Origin of the sequence: Streptomyces sp. A1136 (assembly GCF_004795055.1) — a bacterium.
In the GTDB taxonomy this organism is placed as follows: Bacteria; Actinomycetota; Actinomycetes; order Streptomycetales; family Streptomycetaceae; genus Streptomyces.
Map to the genome: position 1 here is coordinate 32,466 of NZ_SSBJ01000009.1, position 15,215 is coordinate 47,680.

General features: G+C 71.8%; 13 protein-coding genes. 8 read left to right on the forward strand and 5 right to left on the reverse strand.

Annotated elements, in window-relative coordinates; translation table 11 throughout:
* Window positions 1-1,620, forward strand: a complete 1,620-nt coding sequence (locus E6R62_RS10925; protein ID WP_136213178.1) for an NADH-quinone oxidoreductase subunit M — start codon at window positions 1-3, stop codon at window positions 1,618-1,620.
* Window positions 1,617-3,272, forward strand: coding sequence for an NADH-quinone oxidoreductase subunit NuoN (gene nuoN, locus E6R62_RS10930; RefSeq protein ID WP_240801601.1), 1,656 nt, complete (start codon window positions 1,617-1,619; stop codon window positions 3,270-3,272). Before E6R62_RS10925 ends, nuoN begins: the two co-directional genes overlap by 4 nt.
* A gap of 109 nt (window positions 3,273-3,381) precedes the next feature.
* On the opposite strand, the gene fahA is transcribed toward nuoN, so the two are convergent.
* The gene (gene fahA / locus E6R62_RS10935; RefSeq protein ID WP_136213179.1) at window positions 3,382-4,605 is read right to left on the reverse strand and encodes a fumarylacetoacetase; all 1,224 of its coding nucleotides are present in this window, start codon (window positions 4,603-4,605) and stop codon (window positions 3,382-3,384) included.
* Window positions 4,606-4,745: 140 nt separating this feature from the next.
* Between fahA and E6R62_RS10940 the strand changes: the two genes are divergently transcribed.
* Entirely contained in the window at window positions 4,746-5,564 is an 819-nt protein-coding gene (locus E6R62_RS10940; RefSeq protein ID WP_136213180.1) for an HAD family hydrolase, read from the forward strand.
* Between the two features lie 109 nt (window positions 5,565-5,673).
* On the opposite strand, the gene E6R62_RS10945 is transcribed toward E6R62_RS10940, so the two are convergent.
* Window positions 5,674-7,707, reverse strand: coding sequence for a CocE/NonD family hydrolase (locus tag E6R62_RS10945; RefSeq protein WP_136213181.1), 2,034 nt, complete (start codon window positions 7,705-7,707; stop codon window positions 5,674-5,676).
* A gap of 282 nt (window positions 7,708-7,989) precedes the next feature.
* On the opposite strand from E6R62_RS10945, the gene E6R62_RS10950 reads away from it, so the two are divergent.
* From E6R62_RS10950 to E6R62_RS10965, 4 genes are all read left to right on the forward strand, one after another.
* A complete protein-coding gene (locus E6R62_RS10950; protein WP_136213182.1) occupies window positions 7,990-9,000 on the forward strand; it encodes a polyprenyl synthetase family protein in 1,011 nt (336 codons plus the stop codon).
* A gap of 211 nt (window positions 9,001-9,211) precedes the next feature.
* Window positions 9,212-10,459, forward strand: coding sequence for a sigma-E factor regulatory protein RseB domain-containing protein (locus E6R62_RS10955; protein WP_136213183.1), 1,248 nt, complete (start codon window positions 9,212-9,214; stop codon window positions 10,457-10,459).
* A gap of 96 nt (window positions 10,460-10,555) precedes the next feature.
* Window positions 10,556-10,759, forward strand: a complete 204-nt coding sequence (locus E6R62_RS10960) for a hypothetical protein (protein WP_229873387.1) — start codon at window positions 10,556-10,558, stop codon at window positions 10,757-10,759.
* The gene (locus E6R62_RS10965; protein WP_240801602.1) at window positions 10,756-11,172 is read left to right on the forward strand and encodes a hypothetical protein; all 417 of its coding nucleotides are present in this window, start codon (window positions 10,756-10,758) and stop codon (window positions 11,170-11,172) included. Before E6R62_RS10960 ends, E6R62_RS10965 begins: the two co-directional genes overlap by 4 nt.
* 46 nt (window positions 11,173-11,218) lie before the next feature.
* On the opposite strand, the gene E6R62_RS10970 is transcribed toward E6R62_RS10965, so the two are convergent.
* From E6R62_RS10970 to E6R62_RS10980, 3 genes are all read right to left on the reverse strand, one after another.
* Window positions 11,219-12,571 carry a M28 family metallopeptidase gene (locus E6R62_RS10970; RefSeq protein WP_136213185.1) on the reverse strand — a complete coding sequence of 451 codons (1,353 nt, stop codon included), beginning with the start codon at window positions 12,569-12,571 and terminating at the stop codon, window positions 11,219-11,221.
* A 205-nt stretch (window positions 12,572-12,776) separates the two neighbouring features.
* On the reverse strand, window positions 12,777-13,760 hold the full coding sequence (rarD, locus tag E6R62_RS10975; protein ID WP_136213186.1) for an EamA family transporter RarD: 984 nt from the start codon (window positions 13,758-13,760) through the stop codon (window positions 12,777-12,779).
* Window positions 13,761-13,893: 133 nt separating this feature from the next.
* On the reverse strand, window positions 13,894-14,751 hold the full coding sequence (locus tag E6R62_RS10980; RefSeq protein ID WP_136213187.1) for an SDR family oxidoreductase: 858 nt from the start codon (window positions 14,749-14,751) through the stop codon (window positions 13,894-13,896).
* A gap of 94 nt (window positions 14,752-14,845) precedes the next feature.
* On the opposite strand from E6R62_RS10980, the gene E6R62_RS10985 reads away from it, so the two are divergent.
* Window positions 14,846-15,208 (forward strand): helix-turn-helix domain-containing protein, encoded by a 363-nt coding sequence (locus E6R62_RS10985; RefSeq protein WP_136213188.1) that lies wholly within the window; start codon window positions 14,846-14,848, stop codon window positions 15,206-15,208.
* The last annotated feature ends 7 nt before the right edge of the window (window positions 15,209-15,215 follow it).

A 15,215-nucleotide genomic window follows, 5' to 3' on the forward strand; every position in this document is an offset into this window, starting at 1 on the left:
ATGAGTTTCCCGCTTCTGACGGTGACGGCGGTCGTGCCCGCGGTCGGCGCGGTCCTGACGGCGGCCGTCCCGGCCGCCCGCCGGGGCGCCGCCAAGTGGCTCGCGCTGCTCGTCTCCCTGGCGACCCTGGCGCTGGCCGTGCTCGTCGCGGTCCGCTTCGAGCCCGGTGGCGCCCGCTACCAGCTCACCGAATCCCACGCCTGGATCCCCGACTTCGGGGTCCGCTACGAACTGGGCGTGGACGGCATCGGGGTGGCGCTCATCGCGCTCACGGCCGTACTGATGCCGTTCATCATCCTCGCCGGGTGGCACGACGCCGACCCCCTGGAGACCGCGAGCCGACGCTGGCGGCCGACCCAGGGCTTCTTCGCCCTGATCCTGCTGGTCGAGGCGATGGTGATCATCTCCTTCGAGGCCACCGACGTCTTTCTCTTCTACGTCTTCTTCGAAGCCATGCTCATCCCGATGTACTTCCTCATCGGCGGCTTCGGCGACCGGGCCACGTCCTCCCGATCGGCCGCGGGCGCGGCGGGCGGGGCCGACGAGAACGCGGCCGCGCAGCGCTCGTACGCGGCGGTCAAGTTCCTCCTCTACAACCTCGCCGGCGGCCTGATCATGCTGGCCGCCGTCATCGGCCTCTACGTGGTCGCGGGGAACTTCTCCCTCCAGGAGATCACCGCCGCCCGCGCCGCGGGCAGCCTCGACATGGCGACCGGCACCGAACGGCTGCTGTTCCTCGGCTTCTTCTTCGCCTTCGCGGTGAAGGCCCCGCTGTGGCCGCTGCACACCTGGCTGCCGAACGCGATGGGCGAGTCCACCGCCCCGGTCGCCGTACTGATCACCGCGGTCGTCGACAAGGTCGGCACCTTCGCGATGCTCCGCTTCTGCCTCGGGCTGTTCCCCGAGGCAAGCAAGTGGGCCACGCCGATGATCCTCGTCCTGGCCCTCGTCAGCATCGTCTACGGGGCGCTGCTCGCCGTCGGCCAGCGGGACATCAAGCGGCTGGTCGCCTACGCCTCCATCTCGCACTTCGGGTTCATCATCATGGGCATCTTCGCGATGACCACCCAAGGGCAGTCGGGCGCGACGCTCTACATGGTCAACCACGGGATCTCCACGGCGGCGCTGATGCTGGTCGCCGGCTTCCTGATCTCGCGGCGCGGCTCGCGCCTCATCGCCGACTACGGCGGCGTGCAGAAGGTCGCCCCGGTCCTCGCCGGGACCTTCCTCATCGGCGGTCTCGCGACGCTCTCCCTGCCGGGTCTCGCCCCGTTCGTCAGCGAGTTCCTCGTCCTGGTCGGCACCTTCACCAGGTACCCGGTCGTCGGCGTCATCGCCACGTTCGGCATCGTGCTGGCCGCGCTGTACACCCTGGTGCTCTACCAGCGCACGATGACCGGCCCCGTCAAGGAGGAGGTCCGCGCGATGCCGGACCTGCGCCTGCGGGAAATCCTGGTCGTCGCCCCGCTGATCGCGCTGCTGATCGGTCTGGGCGTCTACCCGAAGCCGCTGACCGAGATCGTCGACCCGGCGGTGAAGCACACCATGTCGGATGTGAAGCAGACGGACCCCAAGCCCGAGGTCGCCGTCCAAGCCAAGAACGGGGAGGCGGCGAAGTGAGCACGCTGACTGCTGCCCAGGGCCTGCTGACCCTGGCGGCCCCGGACCCGGCCACCAAGATCCCGGCCCCGCACATCGAATACGCGCAGCTCGCGCCCACGCTCATCGTGGTGGGCGCGGCGGTCCTCGGCGTCCTCGTCGAGGCCTTCGTGGCGCGCAAGTACCGCTACCACGTCCAGGTGTTCCTCGCCGTCGCCGCGCCGGCCGCGGCCTTCGCGGCGGTCGTCGGCCTCGCGGCCGGCGGGTACGGCAGCTCCAAGGCGCATGTCGCGGCCATGGGCGCCATCGCCGTGGACGGTCCGGCGCTGTTCCTGCAAGGCACCATCCTGCTGTCCTCGATCGTCGCCGTCTTCACCTTCGCGGAGCGGCGCCTGGACCCGGCCACCCACGGCAAGAGGGTCGACTCCTTCGCCGCGCAGGCGGCGTCGGTCCCCGGCAGCGACAGCGAGAAGGCGGCCGTCAAGGCCGGTTTCACCACCACCGAGGTCTTCCCGCTGGCCCTCTTCGCGATCTCCGGCATGTTGATCTTCCCGGCGGCCGACGACCTGCTGACGCTGTTCATCGCGCTGGAGGTCTTCTCCCTCCCGCTGTACCTGCTCTGCGCCCTCGCCCGCCGCCAGCGGCTGATGTCGCAGGAGGCGGCGGTCAAGTACTTCCTGCTCGGGGCGTTCTCGTCGGCGTTCCTGCTCTTCGGCATCGCGCTGATCTACGGCTACGCCGGCTCCGTCTCGTACGCGGTGATCGCGGACGTGGCGGAAGGCACGGTCTCGAAGATCGACCCGGCGCTCGCCTCCACCATGGGCAATGACGCGCTGCTGCTCATCGGCGGCGCGCTGATCCTCATGGGCCTGCTGTTCAAGGTCGGTGCCGTCCCCTTCCACATGTGGACGCCGGACGTGTACCAGGGGGCCCCGACCCCGGTCACCGGCTTCATGGCGGCGGCCACCAAGGTCGCGGCCTTCGGCGCGCTCCTGCGCCTGCTGTACGTGGTGCTCCCGGGCCTGCGGTGGGACTGGCGGCCGGTGATGTGGGGCGTCGCGATCGTCACGATGCTGGCGGGCGCGGTGATCGCCGTGACCCAGACCGACGTCAAGCGGCTGCTCGCGTACTCCTCGATCGCGCACGCCGGTTTCATCCTGGCCGGTGTGATCGCCACCTCCGCCGAGGGCGTCAAGTCGGTCCTCTTCTACCTGGGCGCGTACTCCTTCGTGACGATCGGTGCGTTCGCCGTGGTCACGCTGGTCCGGGACGCGGGCGGCGAGGCCACCCACCTGTCGAAGTGGGCCGGGTTGGGCCGACGTTCCCCGCTGACGGCGGCGGTCTTCGCGGTCTTCCTGCTGGCCTTCGCGGGCATCCCGCTCACGTCCGGGTTCGCCGGCAAGTTCGCCGTGTTCAAGGCGGCGGCGGAGGGCGGCGCCGGGACGCTGGTCGTGGTCGGTGTGATCTCGTCCGCGATCGCCGCGTTCTTCTACATCCGGGTGATCGTGCTGATGTTCTTCAGCGAGCCGAAGGCCGACGGCCCGACGGTGGCGGTGCCCTCGCCGCTGACGATGACCACGATCGCGGTCGGCGTGGCGGTGACGCTGGTCCTGGGCGTGGCGCCGCAGTACTTCCTGGACCTGGCGGGACACGCGAGTACGTTCGTGCGGTGACACCGCGCGGACGACCGAGGGCCCGGCTCCCCCGCGGAAGGGGGGCCGGGCCCTCGGGCTTTCCCGGGCGGCGCGGCGGCCGTCGCCTGGTCCGTCGACCCGGACCGGGTCAGCGGGAGGCGACGATACGGCCGGTGACCTCGCCGAGGCCGACGCGGCTGCCGTCCGGGCCGGGGGCCCAGGCGGTGAGGGTGACGGTGTCGCCGTCCTCCAGGAAGGTGCGCTTGCCGTCGGTGAGCTCGATGGCGTCGCGGCCGTTCCAGGTCAGCTCCAGCAGGGAGCCGCGCTGGTCGGTCTCGGGACCGCTGACGGTGCCGGAGCCGTAGACGTCGCCGGTCCGCAGGGAGGCCCCGTTGACCGTCATGTGGGCCAGCTGCTGGGCGGCGGTCCAGTACATCGAGGCGAACGGCGGCCGGGCCACCTCCTGCCCGTTGATGGAGACGGCGATGCGCAGGTCGAAACCACCGGGCCGGTCGGCGTCGGCGTCGTCCAGGTACGGCAGCAGCGGGAAGTCGCGGGCGGGCGGCGCGACCCGAGCGGCGTCCAGGGCCTCCAGCGGGGTGACCCAGGCGGAGACCGAGGTGGCGAAGGACTTGCCGAGGAACGGGCCGAGCGGGACGTACTCCCAGGCCTGGATGTCCCGCGCGGACCAGTCGTTGAGGAGGAACAGACCGAAGACGTGGTCCTCGAACTCGCCGAGCGCGACCGGACGGCCCATTTCGGAGGGGGTGCCGACGACGAAGCCGACCTCCGCCTCGATGTCGAGCTTGACGCTCGGGCCGAAGACGGGCGCCGGGTCCGTGGGCGCCTTGCGCTGACCGGAGGGGCGGACGATCTCGGTGCCGGAGACCACGACGGTCCCGGCGCGGCCGTGGTAACCGATGGGCAGGTGCTTCCAGTTGGGGGTGAGGGCGTCACCGTCCGGGCGGAAGATCTTGCCGACGTTCGTGGCGTGGTGCTCGCTCGCGTAGAAGTCGACGTAGTCGGCGACCTCGTACGGCAGGTGCAGGGTGACCGCGTCGAGCGGCGTCAGGTGCGGCTCGACGGTGGCGCGGTGCCCGGGGTCGGTCACCCAGGCGGTCAGCGCGCGCCGTACGTCGCGCCAGGCGGTGCGCCCTGCGGCGAGCAGGGGGTTGAGGGAGGGCTGCCCGAGCAGGCCCGCGTAGGGGGAACCGAGCGCGAGTGCGGCCGCTCCGGCGTCCAGGACGTGCCCGCCGATCCGCACACCGACCCGCCGTCGGGGGTCCTCGGCGGTGGAGAACACCCCGTAGGGGAGGTTGTGCGGTCCGAACGGGTCGCCCTCGGGGACATCGAGGGGGCTCTGCTGGGGCATGGGTTGCTGCCTCGCTTTCGACGCGGTCCGGGGGTGTCCCGGGGGCTCGTTGACACGTTACGTGGCTGGTGGGGCGTGCGGGAGGCCGGATTCGGGCGCTATTTGTAGGACTTGTCCAAAGGGGTCCGTATCCTTGCGCCGTGACTTCCGCCCCGCCTTCGGCCCCTCCCTTCGCTTTGATCGCCACCGACCTGGACGGGACTCTGCTGCGCGCCGGGGACACCGTCTCGGCCCGTTCCCACGCCGCTCTCGCGCGCGCCCGCGCCGCCGGGGCCCAGCACATCATCGTCACCGGCCGCCCGGTCCCACAGGTACGCCACGTCCTGGACGGCCTCGGGTACACGGGGCTCGCGGTGTGCGGGCAGGGCGCGCAGGTGTACGACGCGGCGCGCGGGCGCCTGCTGCACTCCGTGTGCATGGACCGCGGGCTGGCGGAGGTCGCCCTCGGCAAGATCGAGGCGGAGATCGGCGAGGTGTACGTGGCCGTCGACCAGGAGGGGGTGGACGCGGAGATGCTGATAGGGCCGGGCTACCGGATGCCGCACCCGCACCTGCCGACCGTCCGGGTACGGCGCCGGGCGGACCTGTGGTCGGCGCCGATCAACAAGGTGTTGCTCCAGCATCCCGAACTGGACGACGACGAACTGACCCGGGTCGCCCGGGGGGTGGTCGGGGACCTCGTCAACGTGACGATGGCGGGCGAGCACACCGTGGAGCTCCAGCCGCCGGGCATCGACAAGGCGAGCGGCCTCGCCCGGGCGGCGGACGTCCTGGGGCTGGCCGCCTCGGCCACGATCGCCTTCGGCGACATGCCGAACGACGTGCCGATGTTCGCCTGGGCGGCGTACGGGGTGGCGATGGCGGACGCCCACCGCGAACTGGTGGCGGTGGCCGACGAGGTGACGCTGTCCAACGAGGACGACGGCATCGCGGTGGTCCTGGAGCGACTCTTCCGCTGAGCCGCCTGGTGCCCACCGCGTGCCGAGCCGACGCGTCTCGTGCCGACCGGCCGGCCGGCCGGCCACCCGACTCCGCGGCCGGTCGGCGACGCGCCCGCCCGCGGACCGGTCAGCCCGCCGTGCGCGGGAGGCGGCGTTCCCACGTGCGGTGGAAGACCACCTCGTCGCCCTCCCGGCACACCACCTCGTTCGACGTCAGGAACCCGCCCGCGTCGCAGGAGACCTCCGAGCGGGTCTCCACCGTGACCTCCCAGGGCGGCTCCGGCCGGTGCAGCCGCAGTCGCCACCGCGAGCCGGCCCGCGCGGAGAGGGCGTCCGTCGAGCGGATCTCGTACTCCTCGACCCCGTCCTCCCCGAACTCCAGCCCGTCCGGGTAGGTCCGCGTGCCCCCGTCCCGGGGGGCCACTTCCAGCCGCCACGTCCCGCGCGCGACGTCCCGTACGACGACCCGCTCCGGGCGCGGCTCGTCCAGCGTCGCCGGGTACACGACCCCCAGCGGCTCCGCCTGCTCCGGCGCCTCGAAGACGATCCCGCCGTCCAGCGGGCCCGCCGTCCGCAAGGGCAGCTCCAGCGTGCTGCCCGCCGGGTCGAGGGTCCAGCCCGCCTCCGAGCCGGCCCGCGGCCAGATCCACGGCCAGTACGCCGAGGACAGCGCCAGCCGGATGCGGTGGCCCGGCGCGAACGCGTGCCCGATGTCGTTCAGCTCGAAGGTGACGTCCTCGTACGAGCCCACCGGCCAGGGCGCCGCCCGGTCCGGCCCGCCCCGCGCCGACAGGTTCAGCGCGCCGCGCGTGATCAGCGTCGAGGCCCCGTCCGGCGCGACCTCGCACAGCCGGGCGATCACCTGCCCGTACGGGACGTCCATACGCAGCCTCAGCGTCACCCGTGCCCGGCCCAGGATCTCCACCGGGTCGCCCGGCGCCACCGGGAACTCGAAACACGCCGACTTCGCGTCCTCCTCCCGCTGGTCGGGCGGGAGGTCCGCGTCGTTGCCGACGGGGCGGAACCGGCCCGCGTCCAGCCCGGTGTGCTGCGGGGAGGCGACCGTCACCGGCGCGCCCTGGAGCCCGTAGGAAACCGGCACGACCGAAGGCGAGGGCCAGGCGGCGTCGCCGACCCAGCGGCCCTCCATCCGCCCGTACACGGTCGCCGGCGGGCGCGACTCGCCGATCCAGGAGCGGAGCAGCGGTTCGTCCATCACCCCGTTGTCCTCGCCCTTGAGCCAGTGGTCCCACCAGCGCAGGCTCTCCTGGAGGAAGCCGATCGCGGGGCCCGGCGGCTCCTCCCGGTCGGGGTACCGGTGCGCCCAGGGGCCGATCAGTCCCCGGACCCGGCCCCGCGGCAGGCGCTCGACCAGGCGCAGCACGGTGTCCCGGTGCGGGTCGTGCAGGCCGCCGACCGCCAGCACGGCGGCGCGGACGCTCCCGTAGTCCTCTCGGACGCCGCCCTGCTTCCAGTAGGCGTCGCGGGTCTGGTGCGCGAGCCAGGTGTGGATCGGCGGTTCCAGGGCCTCCAGACGGGTGAGCCACTGCTCGCGGCGTCCGTCGCCGGCGTACAGCGGGTCCGGCGGGAGCGCGGAGAAGGCCAGGGTCGTCGCCGCCCGCGCGGGCATGTCGACGGCCGGGACGGAGCCGCCCATGGAGTGGCCGCCGTTGTCGTAGGGGTCGTCGGTGGAGCAGACCGTGACGACCGCCTTGAGCGCCGGTGGGGCGAGGGCGGCGATCCGGAGGCCGTCGGAGCCGCCCCGGCCGATCCCGAACACGCCCACCGCGCCCGTGCACCAGGGCCGCGCCGCGAGCCACTCCACCACCGCCACGCCGTCCGCGGGCATCCGTGCGTCGTACGCGTCGACCGGTACGCCGCCGCTGCAGCCGTGGCCGCGCGCGTCCACCCGTACGGAGGCGTAGCCGTGGCCCGCGTACCAGGGGTGACGCTGCGAGTCGCGCGGGGCGGTCCGGTCGGTGAGGCGGTCCGCGAGGTACTCCAGCAGGGCGGGGACGGGCTCGGTGGTGGCCGGGCGCCAGATCCGCGCGTACAGCTCGATCCCTCCCCCAGAGCCTTCGGCCTGGGAGGTGCCCCCAGGCAGCGGGATCCGGACATCCTCGCGGGTGGTCTCGTAGGGGAAGTCGGTACGGATGATCATGCGGGACCGCCTCGGTGAACGGGGGCCGGCCCGGCCATGGCGTCCGCCTCCGGATCGGTCGGCTCGTATGTGTCGGTGACACTTGAGGGCAAAAGGCGTTCTCAGGTTGTTTCGGCTCCTGACGAACATACCGGTGCGGATCGGGCGGTGCGCGCGTGGCGGCGGGGCAGGCGCTCTGGGTGATCGAAAACAGACCGGATACGCTGGCTTGAGTGATGGCAGCGACACATCGACAATCCATGTGATCGTCAAGGTGATCGTCAGCAGACAGGAGTACCCCTCGTGACCGTCGTCGGGCCGTTCGGACTGAGCGTGCGGGACCAGGCTCTTGAGACCGATGTCCAGGCCGGACTGGCCGCCGTCGAGGCGGGTCTGCTGGAGGCCACCAAGAGCGAAGTCCCCTTCATCACCGAGGCCGCGCAGCACCTGGTTCGGGCCGGAGGCAAGCGGTTCCGGCCGCTGCTGGTGCTGCTCGCGTCCCGCTTCGGAGATCCGTACGCCCCCGGGATCGTGCCGTCCGCGGTCGTCGTGGAACTCACCCACCTGGCCACGCTCTACCACGACGACGTCATGGACGAGGCGGACGTGCGCCGCGGGGTGGAGAGCGCCAACACCCGCTGGGGGAACTCGGTCGCCGTCCTGACGGGTGACTTCCTCTTCGCCCGCGCCTCGCACATCCTGGCCGACCTGGGCCCCGAGGCCGTGCGCATCCAGGCCGAGGCCTTCGAGCGCCTGGTGACCGGCCAGATCCTGGAGACGGCCGGCCCGCGCGACGGCCGCGACCCGGTCGCGCACTACCTCGACGTCATGGCGGGCAAGACCGGTTCGCTCATCGCCGTCTCCGGGCGGTTCGGCGCGCTGATGGCCGGCGCCGACGAGTCGGTGGTCGACATCCTGACCCAGTACGGCGAGCGGCTCGGCATCGCCTTCCAGCTCGCCGACGACGTCCTCGACATCGCCTCCGACTCCCACGAGTCCGGCAAGACACCCGGCACGGACCTGCGCGAGGGCATCCCGACCCTGCCCGTCCTGCGCCTGCGGGAGATGGCGGAGCGGGACCGGGACCCCGACGACCTGGACCTCGTACGGCTCCTGGACGGGGACCTCGGCGACGACGCCCGGCACGCCGAGGCCCTGGCCCGACTGCGCGTCCACCCCGCGCTGGAGCAGGCCCGCCGCGACACCATCCGCTACGCGCAGGACGCCCGGGCCACGCTGGCCCCGCTCCCGGAGTGCTTCGCCAAGTCGGCGCTCGAAGAGCTGTGCGACGCGGTGGTCCACCGCGCGGGCTGACCCGGTGGCTCTGTCGACGGGCCCGGCATCCCCTACGGGTAGGGGATGCCGGGCCCGTGTCGTGTCATCCCTGGGGTGTACGCCCGGTTGAGTCCGGGGAGTGACGCGTTCGGCCCCCTCCTTTGGTCAGATAGAGGCACATCCCCACCGGATCGGGTGAGAGTGGCGGCGGGGAGTGGACGCGAAGCATCTACGGAGGCAGGCAGAGAAGATGGCAACGAACACGAAGACCCGCAAGGCCGCTCGGTACGCCGTACCGGTCGCGGTGTTCGGCGTGGCGGCCGCGACCATCGCGATGGTCCCGGCCTTCGCCAACGCCGGGAACCCGGACCTGCCCAAGGTGACCGCCCAGCAGCTCATCGAGAAGATCGCGGCCTCGGACGTCCAGCAGCTCTCCGGCAGCGCCAAGATCAGCACGGACCTGGGTCTGCCCACCCTGGCCGGCGGCCTGCTGGGCGGCCGCGCCGGTGGCGGTGTCACGGGTGGCTCGGCCGACCCCCAGGACAAGGTCGCGCAGCTGGCGACCGGCACGCACACCCTCCGCGTCGCCGCCGACGGCCCGGACCGGCAGAAGCTCACCGTCCTCGACGGCAAGGACGAGTACAGCCTCACCCACAACGGCAAGGACGTGTGGGGGTACGACAGCAAGTCCAACCAGGTCTTCCACAAGACGGACGACCGGTCCGGGACGGGCTCCGGGCGCAAGGCCGGGGAGCGGATGCCGGCCTCGCCCCAGGAGATGGCACAGGAGGCCCTCAAGGCCGCCGGCCCCACCACCGACGTCAGCGTGGGCGACACCGCCCAGGTGGCCGGGCGGGATGCCTACCAGCTCGTGCTCAAGCCCAAGCAGGCCGGCTCGACGGTCGGCTCGGTACAGATCGCCGTGGACGCCAAGAACGGTGTACCGCTGCGCGTGCAGGTGCTGTCCAGCCAGGGCGGCAAGCCGATCGTGGACGCGGGCTTCACCAAGGTGGACTTCGCCAAGCCGGCCGCCGGCACCTTCGCCTTCACCGCGCCCAAGGGCGCGAAGGTGATCGAGGGCGCCGACGGGCACGGCAGGGAAGGCAAGGACGGCAAGGACGGCAAGGACGGCGTCCACGGCAAGGAGTGGAAGGGCCTGGAGTCCCTCCCCGGCCTCCAAGGCCTGACCGGCGGCGCCGTCGGAGCCGGCAAGGGCGACGTGAAGGTGCTCGGCGAGGGCTGGGCCTCGGTCGCGCAGATCTCCGTACCCGGGGGCAAGGGCCTCAAGGACGCCGAGAGCGCGGCCAAGGACAAGAACGCCCCGAAGGAGGCCAAGCAGTTCCTCGACTCCCTCGGGGACAAGGTCACCGGTTCGTTCGGCTCGGGCCGGATCTTCTCGACCCGTCTGGTCAACGCCCTGATCACGGACGACGGCAAGGTGTACGTGGGCGCGGTCACCAAGGACGCGCTCGTGAGGACGGCCGACTCCGCCAAGTAGCCGCGGTGCGCGCGAGGGTGGCCCGGGACTGTGTCCCGGGCCACCCTCGCGCCGTTCCCCTCCTGTGTACAGCGCGGTCGCTGTACCGTTGAGGACATGTCGAGACACGTCACCATCCGCCTGGACGAAGAGTTCCACGAACGCCTCAAGGCGCGCGCGGCGGCACTGGGTACGACGGTCACCGCGCTGATCACCGAGGTCACCGAACGCGAGTTGGACGAGGACCGGAAGTCGTTCCTGTCCGGCATCGACGAGTTCGCCGACCACTGGGGCTACTTCCAGGAGCGGTTCGGCCATTGAAGATCACCATGGAGTGGGCCTGGACCGCTCTGGCCCACCATCTGCCGTCCGATCCCGCCGTATGGGACCCGTCCGGGGTGGCCGCCGCCGTCGCCCGGCACCAGAACGACCTCGTCCTGGTGCCCGAACAGCCCGCCCCGGACACCGCGTGGCGGGCCGCCGCGTTTTTGCACACCCTCGCCGTCTGCCCGGCGCTGGAATCCCCGATGAACGAGTTCTACGCCGCCGCCGCGACCCGCTCGTACCTGCGCGTCGCGGGGGCGAAGCAACTGCCTTCGCCGGAGGAGCTCGGTGATCTGGTGGAGGCGGCGAAGGTCGGTCGAGCGGACATCGGGACGGTCGCGGAGGAACTGCGGGCCCTCATCAGGGAACCCCTCCCGGCCTCGCTGCGGTCCCACGGTGAGGACGCGTAGCGAAGCCGGTCCGCGGCGTGCCGTGGCAGCCGTGGCGTCCCGCCCGTCAGAAGGTGATCCGCCAGCTGTCGATGTAGCCGGTGTCCTGCGCCGCCACGTCCTTGACCTGGAGCTTCCACACGCCGTTGGCCGGCTCGCTCGACGCGTTCACGGTGTACGAGGCCACGACGTTGTCGCCCGAGTCCGAGTCGGAGTTCTTGAGCCGGTACGCCGTACCGTCGGGGGCGAGCAGGTCGATCACCAGGTCACCGCGGTAGGTGTGGACGATGTTCACGTCGACCTTGGTGGTCGCCGGCGCGTTGCCCGCGACGCCCGAGACCGTGATCGGTGACGTCACCGCCGGGGCGGGGGAGTCCGGGACGGCCACGTCCGTCGTGTTCTCGAAGGACGGGCCGGGCGGCACCGTCGCCCCCGCGCCGAGGGTCCAGACCGCGTACGCGATGGCGTCCGAATTGTGGTCCAGCGCCGTGTCGTCGATGTTCGCGGAGGTGTCGCAGGACGCGTGGTAGCACCGGTCGAAGGCCTGACCGGAGGTTCCGCCCCACTTCTGTGCCTGGGCCGCGGTCTTCGTGTAGTCGGCGCCGGAGAACAGGCCGCCGACCGGTATGCCGGCGTTCTTGAACGGCGCGTGGTCGCTGCGGCCGTCGCCCTCGGTCTCTATCTCGGTGGGGATGTTCAGACCGGCGAAGTAGGTCTTGAAGGTCCCTTCGAGCTTCGGGTCGTCGTCGTAGACGAAGTAACCGGGGTTCGGCGAGCCGATCATGTCGAAGTTCAGGTAGCCGGAGATCTTCGACTTCTCGGCGGCGGGAAGGTTGTTCACGTAGTACTTCGAGCCGACCATGCCCAGCTCCTCGGCGCCCCACCACCCGAACCGCAGGTGCTTGGTGGGCTGGAGCCGCGCGCGGGAGACGGAGAGCGCCGTCTCCAGGATGGCGGCACTGCCCGAGCCGTTGTCGTTGATGCCGGGACCGGCGTTGACCGAGTCCAGGTGCGCGCCGGTCATCAGCACCGAGTCGGGGTCGCCGCCCGGCCAGTCGGCGATGAGGTTGTAGCCGGTGGCGCCGCCGGAGGTGAAGGTCTGCAGGGTCGTGGTGAACCCGGCCGCGTCCAGCTTGGCCTTCACGTAGTCGATCGACGCCTTGTAGCCGGACTTGCCGTGGGCGCGGTTGCCGCCGTTGTTGCCGGCGATGGTCTGGAGCTGTGCCAGGTGTGCCTTGACGTTGGCCACCGGGATGTCGGGCGGGGTCGGCGCCGCCGTGACCGCCGTGACCGCCGTGACCGCCGTGGGGGGCGCGGCCGGTGAGGCGAGGGCGGCGGGGGTCGTGACCGCGTACAGTCCCGTGGCCGCGACCGCGAGCGCGGCCACGGCGCCAAGGCGCGGGGAGACGGACAAGCTCATGTGGGGGCTCCGGATTCCGTTGGGGATGAGACGGAACGTGCGGGTATCGAGCATGTGAGCGTGCGTGCGTCAGTGCGAGCCCGATGCTCAGTGAGCGTGTGACGATCCGTCAAGAGCGCAATCCGGACACGGGTGTTCGGTGAACGGACGATCCCCGGCACGGGAGTCCGTGTCGGGGATCGGGGTGGGCCGCGGGAGGCGGGAGTTACGCGGACTCGGGGGTCGGGGCCACGGCCGCGGGAGCCGCGGCGGCCGGTGTCGCGGCGGCGGGTGTCGTCGCGGCGGCCGCTTCGAGCAGTGCCCGGTTCCGCCGCGAGGTCCCCAGCGCTTCCCATGTCAGGATCACCAACGCGACCCAGACCAGGGAGAAGCCGGCCCAGCGTTCGGGCGGCATCGCCTCGTGGAAGTACACGACTCCCAGCGCGAACTGGAACACCGGCGCCAGGTACTGGAGCAGGCCCAGGGTGGAGAGCGGCACGCGGATCGCGGCGGCCCCGAAGCAGATCAACGGCAGCGCCGTGACCAGGCCGGTCGAGGCGAGCAGCGCGCTGTGGCCGAGGTCCCGGGTGGTGAAGGTCGACTCGCCCCGCACCCCGAGCCACACCAGGTACGCCAGGGCGGGCGGGAACAGCAGCGCGGTCTCGGCGGTCAGCGACTCCAGGCCGCCCATGTTGAGCTTCTTCTTGATCAGCCCGTAGGCGGCGAAGGAGAAGGCGAGCACCAGCGAGATCCACGGCGGGCGCCCGTATCCGACGGCGAGCACGACCACGGCGGCGAAGCCGATACCAACGGCCGCCCACTGCGCCCGACGCAGCCGCTCGCCCAGGACGAGGACGCCCAGGGCGATGGTGACGAGCGGGTTGATGAAGTAACCGAGGCTCGCCTCGACCACCTGGCCGTGGTTGACCGCCCAGATGTACAGGCCCCAGTTCACGCTGATCACGCAGGCGGCCAGCGCGGTCAGGCCGAGCTTGCGCGGCTGCCGCGCCAGCTCGGCGATCCAGCCCCAGCGGCGCAGCGCGAGGAGCGCGATTCCGACCACCACCACGGACCACACCATGCGGTGGGCGAGGATCTCGATCGCCCCGGAGGGCTTGAGGAGCGGCCAGAAGAGCGGGACCAGCCCCCACATCCCGTATGCGCCGAATCCGTAGAGCAAACCCGTGCGCTGCTCGTTCTCCGCCTTCACGGGCCCTCCAGTGCGACTTCCGGCCAATCTCACAACTTCACGACCGTAGCGCCGCGACGCCCGGATGTCATGCCCGTCAGCACGAGATACTCATGACACGCGGGAGCGCTTGTGGAGCGGGGAGCGAGCGGACTCAGGCCAGGGCCGAGGCGATCGCCTGCGCGACGGGGGTGGTGGGCCGCCCGATCAGGCGGGACAGGTCGCCGCTCGACCCGGCCAACCGACCGCGCGCGATCGCCGCGTCGACGTCGACCAGGATCGCCGCGAACGGCTCGGGTACTCCGGCGCCGGTGAGGACGTCGAGGTGGGCGTCGGCCGGGAGCGCCGCGTACGCGACCTCGCGGCCGGACTGCTCGGCCACCTCGGCCGCGTACTCCTCCAGGCTCCAGGCGGTGTCGCCCGAGAGTTCGTAGACCTGGTTCAGGTGTCCCTCGCCGGTCAGCACCGCCGCGGCGGCGGCCGCGTAGTCGGCCCGCGCGGCCGAGGCGATCCGGCCCTCGCCGGCGCTGCCCACGACCGCGCCGTGCTCCAGGACGACGGGGAGCTGGGCGGTGTAGTTCTCGTGGTACCAGCCGTTGCGGAGGAAGGTGTAGGGCAGGCCGGAGTCGAGGATCGCCTGCTCGGTCACCTTGTGCTCCGTCGCCAGCTCGAAGTCGGCCTCGGGGCCGCCGAGGATGCCGGTGTACGCGAGCTGGGCGACCCCCGCCGCCTGCGCGGCCTCGATCACGGCCGTGTGCTGGGGGACGCGGCGCCCGACCTCGCTGCCGGAGATCAGCAGCACCCGGTCGCCCTGGGCGAAGACACCGGCGAGGCTCGCCGGGTCGTCGTAGTCGGCGACGCGTACGGCGACGCCCCGCGCGGCGAGGTCGGCGGCCTTCTGCTCGTTCCGGACGACGGCGGTGATCCGGCCGGCGGGGACCCGCTCCAGCAGGTCCGCGACGACCAGACGGCCGAGGGCTCCGGTGGCTCCGGTGACGACGATGCGGCTCATGACGGCTCTCCTTCGTGCGACGTTCGCTCTATGTCACCACCCTAGGGAGAGCGCTAACTATTCGTAAGTACACACTTTGAAGTAAGGTACTGGTATGGACGTAAGCGTGAAGGCCCCGATGTGCCCCTCGCGCGGGGTACTGGAGCACGTGACCAGCCGCTGGGGCGTCCTCGTCCTCGCGGCACTCGTGGAGCGGCCGTACCGGTTCGCCGAACTGCGCCGGGAGGTGGGCGGCGTCAGCGAGAAGATGCTCACCCAGACCCTGCGGACCCTGGAACGCGACGGCTTCCTGTCCCGCCGGGCGTACCCGGTGATCCCGCCGCGCGTCGACTACTCGCTCACCGACCTCGGCCGCGAGGCGGCCGAACAGGTCTGGGCGCTGGCCCGTTGGACCGAGCGGCGGACCCCCGACGTGCAGGCGGCGCGCGTCCGCTACGACGAAGCCCGGACCCCGTAGCGAGGTC

What these genes read in the sequence shown, in the direction of transcription:
- E6R62_RS10925 (WP_136213178.1), top strand. Translation starts at nt 1, where the DNA reads ATGAGTTTCCCGCTTCTGACGGTGACGGCGGTCGTGCCCGCGGTCGGC.
- fahA (WP_136213179.1), bottom strand. Translation starts at nt 4,605, where the DNA reads ATGCCCCAGCAGAGCCCCCTCGATGTCCCCGAGGGCGACCCGTTCGGA.
- E6R62_RS10945 (WP_136213181.1), bottom strand. Translation starts at nt 7,707, where the DNA reads ATGATCATCCGTACCGACTTCCCCTACGAGACCACCCGCGAGGATGTC.
- E6R62_RS10955 (WP_136213183.1), top strand. Translation starts at nt 9,212, where the DNA reads ATGGCAACGAACACGAAGACCCGCAAGGCCGCTCGGTACGCCGTACCG.
- E6R62_RS10960 (WP_229873387.1), top strand. Translation starts at nt 10,556, where the DNA reads ATGTCGAGACACGTCACCATCCGCCTGGACGAAGAGTTCCACGAACGC.
- E6R62_RS10970 (WP_136213185.1), bottom strand. Translation starts at nt 12,571, where the DNA reads ATGAGCTTGTCCGTCTCCCCGCGCCTTGGCGCCGTGGCCGCGCTCGCG.
- E6R62_RS10980 (WP_136213187.1), bottom strand. Translation starts at nt 14,751, where the DNA reads ATGAGCCGCATCGTCGTCACCGGAGCCACCGGAGCCCTCGGCCGTCTG.
- E6R62_RS10985 (WP_136213188.1), top strand. Translation starts at nt 14,846, where the DNA reads ATGGACGTAAGCGTGAAGGCCCCGATGTGCCCCTCGCGCGGGGTACTG.